This window comes from Nocardiopsis listeri, assembly GCF_020741345.1.
GTDB lineage: Bacteria > Actinomycetota > Actinomycetes > Streptosporangiales > Streptosporangiaceae > Nocardiopsis > Nocardiopsis listeri_A.
In genome coordinates this window covers 1-7,998 of the sequence record NZ_DYZD01000349.1, presented here as the reverse complement: position 1 = coordinate 7,998, position 7,998 = coordinate 1, and the positions used below count along the sequence as shown (strand labels likewise).

Genomic DNA, 7,998 nt, shown 5'->3' with positions numbered 1-7,998 from the left:
AACCCGCACGGCCCCGATCTCGGTGATCCGGGACTTGGAGGCGCTGGTTCCGGTGGTCTCCAGGTCGACCACGACGAAGGTGACCCCGGCCAGTGGGGTGCCGAGGTCGTCGATGCTGGTCTGGTCGCCGAAGGGCGTCGCGGGCTGTCCAACCACGCGGTCAGGTTAGTCGGGGGTGAGGACCGAACCCGTCCGGGATGACGGTCGACCCGCCCGACATGGAAAGATGTGTGCGTGGGCGGTTCCGACGTCGAACGACCGACGGGTCGGGCGAGGACCGCCACGAACGAGCAACGACACCGAGGAGGAACCGTGGGGATCGCGATGCCGGGTGACGATGAGCGTTGGCGATGCACCGGGTGCGGCAATCTCACGCGGTTCGACGTCACGCGCACCGTGCGTTCGCAGGACTACGTGCACCAGGAGCTGTCCGGCGCCGGTGCCGTGGAGGAGCGCACCGTGTTGGCGGAGACGATCGAACGGGTGAAGTGCCGTTGGTGCGGCGCCACCGACAGTGTGGAGATCGTCCCCCGTCCTGACGCCGAGCGGTCGGTCCCCGACACTTCGGCGGAGAGCCCGACGGGTCGGTCATGAGCGCCGGCCCGGTGACGGGCGGCTCCGGCGAGGAGGACCATCCCGGGCCGGAGGACGGCGAGGAGCACCTCGTGCGCCCACTGCCCGAGCCGGTGCGCGCGCGGGTCGTGGAGTACGGGTCCGATGTGTTGGGCGGCATGCGTCCGTCGGACCTGCCGCCCGTGCTGCGCAGGGTGGCCAGGTTCGAGCCCCGTCGACGCGCACGGCTGGCCGGACCGCAGATCGCCGCGCAGTTGGAGACCGATCCGGGCTTTCGTGGTCTGGTCGCCGCCCGTGTGGAACAGGTGTGGCCCGAACTCGCCGAGGGCATGCGCTCGGGGGTCGTCCCGCCCGCCGCCGACCCCGTGACGGTGGCGGCCTGCGCCTACCTGCTGCGTCCCCGCGGGTGGGCCGAGGTCATCGAGAACGTCCACCTCGAACTGGACCGTCGGTACAGCGCCAAAGAGGTGGACGAGGCGGCCGAGGCCCTGGAGAGCGTACGCCGGGAGCTGGAGGAGGCCCGCCGCGGCCACCAGACGGACCTGGAGCGACAGCGCACCACCATCGTCGAGCAGCGCACCGAGATCGCCGAGCTGCGCCGCAAGGTGCATCACGAACGCCAACGCGCCAAGAACGCCACCGCCGAGGCCGAACAGGCCTTGGTCGAGTTCCGTGAGCGTCGGGGCGAGACCGAGGGCCGGATCAACGGCCTGGAGGTGGAGAACCGCCGGTTGCGTTCCCGGCTGGCCGACGCCGAGGCCCAGGTCGAGAACTCCCGCCGCGCGGTGCGCGCCGGACGCAACGCCGACGAGGCGCGGCTGCGTGTGCTGTTGGACGTACTGGTGGACGCCTCGCACGGGCTGCGTCGCGAGCTCGCGCTTCCCACCGGTCTGGACAGCCCCGCCGACCTGGTCGCCGAGGCCCATGAGGAACAACGCCGGGTGTCCCTGGGCGGGCTGCCCGACGACGATCCGGGGTTGTTGGACCGTCTGTTGACCGTGCCTCGGGTTCATCTACTGGTGGACGGCTACAACGTCACCAAGACCGGGTACGGGAACCTGCCGCTGGCCGACCAGCGCAATCGCCTGCTCACCTCGTTGGAGGGGTTGGCGAGTCGGACCAAAGCGGAGATCACCTGCGTGTTCGACGGCGCGGACGTGGACACTCCCCCGCTGACGCCCAGCCGCCGGGTCCGATTGTTGTTCAGCGCGCCCGGGGAGACCGCGGACGAGGTCATAGTCCGGCTGGTACGGGCCGAACCGCCGGGCCGGCCGATCGCCGTTGTGACATCCGACAAGGAGATCGTTCAGGCGGTGCGCGAAGTCGGCGCCCGGGCCGTCCCCTCCCTGATCTTCCTGCGAAGACTCGACTGAGAACCCTCCCGATGTGACCACGGTCACCACCGAGCGTGGTGGTGACCGATGCTCGTTGTGGTTGAGAGGGGAAGGCGCGTCCGCTAGGTTCTTCCCGAACGTGAGTGCTTCGTCGGGTAGAAGGCCACTCTTGTGCCACCCCACCCCCGGCGAGGGCCCGCACACTCATGTCGGCCTACTCCAAGACGTGGGTCACCCCCCGACCTTTTCCGTCTCCCAGTCACCCCTGCGGACTTCTCAGACACTCAAGGAGCGTGGACCGCCATGAAGAACCCCGGTGGTCGGCGTACTGCTCGCCGAATCGCTACGACCGGCCTCGGTGTGGTCGCCGCCGGCACCTTCATCGCCCCCGGCATCGCCCATGCGGAACCGACCCAGGACGAGGTCGAGGACCGCATCGAGGAACTGAACCAGGAGGCCTCGGAGGCCGTCGAGGCCTACAACCAGGCCGAAGAGGACTACGAGACGGCCAAGGCCGCCTACGACGAACTCGACGAACAGGTCGGGGACGAGCAGGAGCGCTACGACGAACTGCGCGAGCAGGTCCAGCAGTTCGCCAACGCCACCTACCAGGGCGGCGAGCTCGACTCCACCACGAACATCCTCACCTCCGACGGCCCCGAGGCGCTGCTGGCGCAGAACGCCGACCTGAACTACCTGTCGGACGCCCAGCAATCCCAGCTCGACGACTTCGGCGACTCCTCCGAGCGCCTCTTCGCCCTCAAGGACGAGGCGGAGAAGGCCCTGGACGAGGCCGAGGACACCCTGGATGGGGCCGAAGAGGCCAAGGACGAGGTCGAGTCCGCCATCGAGGAGCAGCAGGAGCTCCTGGCCCAGTTCCCCGACGCGGACAGCTCCACCGAGGGCGCGGACGACAGCGGCGGTCAGTCCCACGGGGGCAGCGGCAACGCCTCCGGCGCGCTGGACTTCGCCTACTCGAAGGTGGGCCTGCCCTACGTCTACGGCGGCACCGGTCCCAACGGCTACGACTGCTCCGGCCTGGTCCAGGCGTCCTGGCGGGCCGCGGGCGTCGACCTGCCGCGCACCACCTACGCCCAGGCCGAGCTCGGCACCCGCATCACCGACATGAACTCGCTCCAGCCGGGCGACATCATGTTCTTCTCCGGCCAGGGCCACAACGGCCTCTACGCCGGTAACGGCCAGATGGTGCACGCCCCGCGCACGGGCCGCAACATCGAGGTCGTGGGGCTGGCCGCCTATTGGGCCGGCCAGTTCGAGTTCGCCGTGCGTCTGTAGCGCACCGCGCCGCCACTCGTCGAGGCCGTCGCACCCTTCCGGGGCGGCGGCCTTTTTTCGTTTCGCGGTGGCACCGGGTAACGGCAAGTCAGGGGTTTCGGACAGACCACCTGATGCTCCGGAACGTCACGAAACAGTTGAGAGCCACCCAAGGAATGCACTAATGTTCATCGCCGAGCGTGGTCGCTCCTCTTCGCCGAACCCCGTCGGTGACGACCACGTCCGGGTCGGGTCACTCCCCGCAGCCTTTCGGTCGACCTCTTCGACTCCGTCCCGCCCGGTGCACTGCCTTGTCCCCGCTCCATTCGGGACGAGGGGAGAAAGGTGTTGCCAGTGTCTGCATTCCGTGGCGTCTCCGGTCGCCGATCGGCCGTCATCGCCTCGATCTGCGTCGGGGTCCTCCTCGCCCCCACCGCCGTGGCGCACGCCGAGCCGACCGCCGACGAGGTGCGAGAGGAGATCGAGAGCCTCGAAGAGGAGTTCATCGAGCTCAACGCGGCCTACAACGACGCCAAGGAGGCGCACGAGGCCGCGGAGGAAAAGCTCGAGGAACTGCTCGACGACATCGAGACCGCCGAAGAGACCATCGACGAGCTGAGCGGCGGGGTACGCAGCCTGGCCAACATCGCCTACACCGGTGTCGACCCGACCTCGCCCACCCAGTTGATCGGTGCCACCGGCCCCGAGGAGGCCCTGGAGCACCAGGCCGACCTCACATACCTTTCCGAGCAGCAACAGGCCGGCCTGGACCAGTACGTCGACGAGCTGGAGCACCTGGAGTCCCTGCGCGAGGAGGCGGAGTCCACGGAGGAGAGCGCCGCCGAGGCGCTGGAGGACGCGGAGGAGGCCACCGAGGAGGCCGAGGCGTCCATCGCCGAGCAGGAGGAACTGCTCGAAGAGCTCACCGCCGAGGAACAGGCCGCTGCCACCGAGAACGTCGGTAACGACAGTGGAAGCAGCGATGGCGGCGACAGCGGGGGCGGTGCGAACTACACCGGCCCGGCCACCGGCAACGCCCAGGTCGCCCTGGACTTCGCCTACGCCCAGATCGGCAAGCCCTACGTCTGGGGCGGCACCGGACCGGGCGGCTATGACTGCTCCGGTCTGACCCAGGCCGCCTGGGCCCAGGCGGGCGTCAACCTGCCGCGCACCACCTACGACCAGGTCAACGCGGGGCAGCGGGTGTCCTGGGAGAACATGCAGCCCGGTGACCTGATGTTCTTCTACGGCGCCAGCCCCACCCACGTGGGCCTGTACGCGGGGGACAACGTGATGGTGCACGCCTCCACGTCCTCGCGCCCCATCGGCACGGTCACGCTCAACGACTACTACCGCTCCAACTTCACCACCGCCGTGCGGCCGTGACCGGTCGCCCCTCCTCTCCGTTCGGGCCCGTGGTGCTTTCACCACGGGCCCGAGGCGCCCTCCGGAGCCCCTGCGCGAACTCCCCCTAGACTCACCAGGGTGTCGCGAACCCTGATCATCACCAACGACTTCCCACCCCGCGCGGGCGGCATCGAGTCCTTCGTGCACGAACTCGCCCTGCGCCGCCGGCCCGGGTCGGTCGTGGTCTACTGTTCCTCCCCCGGCGCCGCCGACCAGGCGGCCGACCCCCACTTCGACCTTCGTCAGCCCTTCCCGATCGTGCGGGACGCGGCCAAGGTGCTGCTGCCCACTCCGCGAGTGGTGCGGCGGGCTCGGGTGATCGCCGAACTCGAAGGATGCGACTCCGTGCTCTACGGCGCCGCGGCCCCGCTGGGACTGGCCGCGACCCACCTGCGTCCCCTGCGGCAGGTCGCGCTCACCCACGGGCACGAGACCGGTTGGACCGTCCTGCCCGGCCCCGCCTCGGCACTGCGCCGGATCGGCGACACCGTGGACACCGTCACCTACCTGGGCGAGTACACGCGACGTCGCCTGTCACGCTCGCTGTCCCCCGCCGCCGGCGCGCGCATGCGTCGATTGGCCCCCGGGGTGGACACCGACCGCTTCCGGCCGGGCGCCGGAGGCCGAGAGGTACGTGAACGTCTGGGATTGGGCGACCGCCCGGTGGTGGTGTGCGTGTCGCGCATGGTGCCGCGCAAGGGGCAGGACACCCTGATCCGGGCCTGGCCACGGGTTCTGGCGGACGTTCCCGACGCGATCCTGCTGTTGGTGGGCGACGGCCCCTACGGCTCCCGTCTGCGTTCGGCCGCCGCGGGGCTGGACTCGGTACGCTTCACCGGCCCGGTCCGGGCCGAGGAGCTGCCCGCCCACTACGACGCGGGCGACGTGTTCGCCATGCCGTGTCGGACCCGCCGGGGCGGGCTGGACGTGGAGGGGCTGGGAATGGTCTACCTGGAGGCCTCGGCCACCGGATTGCCGGTGGTGGCGGGGTCCTCGGGCGGCGCCCCGGACGCGGTCCTGGAGGGCGAGACCGGGCACGTGGTGGACGGATCCTTGCCCGGGCCCGCGGCCCGCGCGATCATTCGGCTCTTGAAGGACCGCGACCGCGCCGCCCTGATGGGCGCACGCGGTCGCGAATGGGTTTCCCGAGAGTGGACCTGGGATCGGACCCTGAGTCGCCTTGACGGCCTCCTGAGAGGCCCTGAAGGGGACTGAGGCGTTCCCGAGGCGCTCCGGATCCCGCGGGGCCCCGGTGACTCCCGGGCCCTGTGCGTCCTAGAGGTCCTCTCCGTGAACACCGCCGGGAGTGCCCGAACCGTCGGTGCTCTGAGGCTCACCGGTGGCGCTCTGCTCCAGCCACTCCTCCCAGGAGCGCTGGTAGAAGCCCCAGCCGTTGTCCCACTCCAGTTCGCGGTCGGTACCGGTGGTCTCCAGGACGTCGCCCATCAGCGACTCGTCGTGGAACCAGCGGGCGTCATCGACGGACATGTTGGTGCACCCGTTGGAGGTGTTGGCGCTGCCCAGGTTGCCGGAGTTCCAGGGGGCGGCGTGGGAGAACTCCCCGCTGTTGGAGGTGCGCACCGCCCAGTCGACGTCCAGCCGGTAGTGACCGGGCTCCCCCTCTTCGATGCCGACGGTGGCGGAGTCCATCACCAGGGACTCGTACTTCTCCATGGTGAGGTGGACACCGGAGGTCGTGGTGTTGAAGCGTTCGTCGGCCGCCCCGTTGCTCACCGGGATGGTACGGACGTCCTCACCGTCGACGGACACCTCCATCTCGTGGTCGGGGACGTGCATAGTGGAGATCATCTCCCGACCGACCTCGAACTCGATGCGGTGGTCGCTCACCCCGAAGACGCCGTCGGAGGCCTCCACCCCGGCGAGGTGCAGGTCGACCGCGATCTGCTGGTAGGGCTCCCAGTACTCCTCGGGGCGAAAGACCGCCATCTGGTCGGAGACCCAGTTCCAGGCCCCTTGCGTCTCCTCCTCGGAGATGACCTCCATGGAGTTCTCCACCTGCTCCTTGTTGGTGACGGGCAGGTCGAAGTTGATGATCACGGGCATGCCCACCCCGACCGTCTGGCCCGAGGTGGGGAAGTTGGAGGCCAGTTCGAGGCTCTGCCCCTCCGTGGTGTCCTGCGTGGTGAACTCGGAGACGACCTCGGTCTCCTCGCCCTCGTCGTCGGTGGCGGTCGCGGTGACTGTGATCGCCGACCCGGGGTGCAGGTTCCAGTCGGCGACCCAGGCGTCCTCATCCTCGTTGAGGGTGCCGGTGACGTCGTGGACCGTGGGCTCCCGCGCTCCCTCCGCCTCACCGTCGCCCGCTTCGGCGGCGTCGACCTGGTCGACCTGGTCGATCCGTACGTCGGTGATGGTGCCGCCCTCGGCCTCGACCCGGACCGGGGTGTTCGGAGCGACCTCGGTGGCTCCCGGTTCGGGCGTGATGGTCACCTCGGGGCCGGCGGCCTCCTCGGTTCCCTGCGCGTCCGTCTCCGGTTCCTCATCGGTGCTGCAGGCGGTGAGCAGGACGAGCACGACCGTCGCCAGGGCCGCTCGTGAGTGGGCTCGTCGCTTCACACAGTCCTCCAACGTCCATTCGGTCGGCGCACTGGAGCGTCCGGCCAGGGCCGGAGCCTTTCCGCGCCCTTCGGGCAACGATAAAACAAGAGCCCCGGTGCCCGGCACGCGCCTCACGGACGCGTGTCCGGCCACCGGGGCGGTGACACTCACATCTTACCCTGGGTGACCATCTTCTCTCGAAGAACAATCGCCTCTCGGGCCGATCTCAGTGCTGGAACTCCTTGCGGTAGTACTCGAAGACCCAGCCGATCGTGGTCAGGATGATGGCCAGGAAGCCGAGGAACAGCATCCACCAGCCGATCGCCATGCCGACCGCCGTGAAGGCGACCGCCAGCGCGACGAACATCGGCCACCAGCTGTGAGGGCTGAAGAAGCCGTACTCGCCGGAGTTCTCGGAGATCTCACCGTCGAGGCGCTCCTCGGGCGGCAGCCCGTGGTGGTGCTCACTACGGCGAGCCGACTGCCAGAGCCAGAACCCGAGCATCCAACCGAAGCCGATGCCCACGACCAGGATGGTGGAACCTGCCCACTCGACCTGGCCGGTCTCCAGGTAGGACCAGTAGATGTACAGGGCACCGACCAGACCGAAGAAGGTCGCGATACCCATGAACAGGTAGGCCTGCATCTTCATATGGGCCGCCTCCTACTTCTTCTCGGCACCGGCAGCGACGGCACCGGGGGCCGCGACGTGCGGGTGGTTGAGGTCGAAGGCCGGGCGCTCGGACCGGATCCGCGGCAGCGACGTGAAGTTGTGCCTGGGCGGCGGGCAGGACGTGGCCCACTCCAGCGAGCAGCCGTAACCCCACGGGTCGTCCACCTCCACCAGCGG

8 protein-coding genes and 1 pseudogene are annotated in these 7,998 nt (G+C 69.4%); 5 read left to right on the top strand and 4 right to left on the bottom strand.

The window, feature by feature from the left end:
• Nucleotides 1–156: exonuclease domain-containing protein (locus K8V84_RS18670; RefSeq protein ID WP_304076650.1), on the bottom strand; the 156-nt coding region annotated here is incomplete at its 3' end.
• A 156-nt stretch (nucleotides 157–312) separates the two neighbouring features.
• Between K8V84_RS18670 and K8V84_RS18665 the strand changes: the two genes are divergently transcribed.
• The 5 genes from K8V84_RS18665 (at nucleotide 313) to K8V84_RS18645 (ending at nucleotide 5,804) form a co-directional block, all read left to right on the top strand.
• Nucleotides 313–594, top strand: coding sequence for a hypothetical protein (locus K8V84_RS18665; protein WP_067606557.1), 282 nt, complete (start codon nucleotides 313–315; stop codon nucleotides 592–594).
• The gene (locus K8V84_RS18660) at nucleotides 591–1,946 is read left to right on the top strand and encodes an NYN domain-containing protein (RefSeq protein ID WP_304076648.1); all 1,356 of its coding nucleotides are present in this window, start codon (nucleotides 591–593) and stop codon (nucleotides 1,944–1,946) included. The genes K8V84_RS18665 and K8V84_RS18660 overlap by 4 nt, the downstream gene beginning before the upstream one ends.
• A gap of 264 nt (nucleotides 1,947–2,210) precedes the next feature.
• The gene (locus K8V84_RS18655; RefSeq protein ID WP_304076645.1) at nucleotides 2,211–3,203 is read left to right on the top strand and encodes a C40 family peptidase; all 993 of its coding nucleotides are present in this window, start codon (nucleotides 2,211–2,213) and stop codon (nucleotides 3,201–3,203) included.
• Nucleotides 3,204–3,536: 333 nt separating this feature from the next.
• Entirely contained in the window at nucleotides 3,537–4,568 is a 1,032-nt protein-coding gene (locus tag K8V84_RS18650; protein ID WP_304076644.1) for a C40 family peptidase, read from the top strand.
• 99 nt (nucleotides 4,569–4,667) lie between these two features.
• On the top strand, nucleotides 4,668–5,804 hold the full coding sequence (locus K8V84_RS18645; RefSeq protein WP_304076641.1) for a glycosyltransferase family 4 protein: 1,137 nt from the start codon (nucleotides 4,668–4,670) through the stop codon (nucleotides 5,802–5,804).
• A 60-nt stretch (nucleotides 5,805–5,864) separates the two neighbouring features.
• Here the strand turns inward: K8V84_RS18645 and K8V84_RS18640 are convergent, their stop codons facing one another.
• From K8V84_RS18640 to K8V84_RS18630, 3 genes and pseudogenes are all read right to left on the bottom strand, one after another.
• The gene (locus K8V84_RS18640) at nucleotides 5,865–7,166 is read right to left on the bottom strand and encodes an Ig-like domain-containing protein (RefSeq protein WP_304076638.1); all 1,302 of its coding nucleotides are present in this window, start codon (nucleotides 7,164–7,166) and stop codon (nucleotides 5,865–5,867) included.
• A gap of 208 nt (nucleotides 7,167–7,374) precedes the next feature.
• Nucleotides 7,375–7,800, bottom strand: a complete 426-nt coding sequence (locus K8V84_RS18635) for a cytochrome c oxidase subunit 4 (RefSeq protein WP_304076635.1) — start codon at nucleotides 7,798–7,800, stop codon at nucleotides 7,375–7,377.
• 12 nt (nucleotides 7,801–7,812) lie between these two features.
• Nucleotides 7,813–7,998, bottom strand: a pseudogene (locus K8V84_RS18630) (cytochrome ubiquinol oxidase subunit I); the annotation flags it as partial.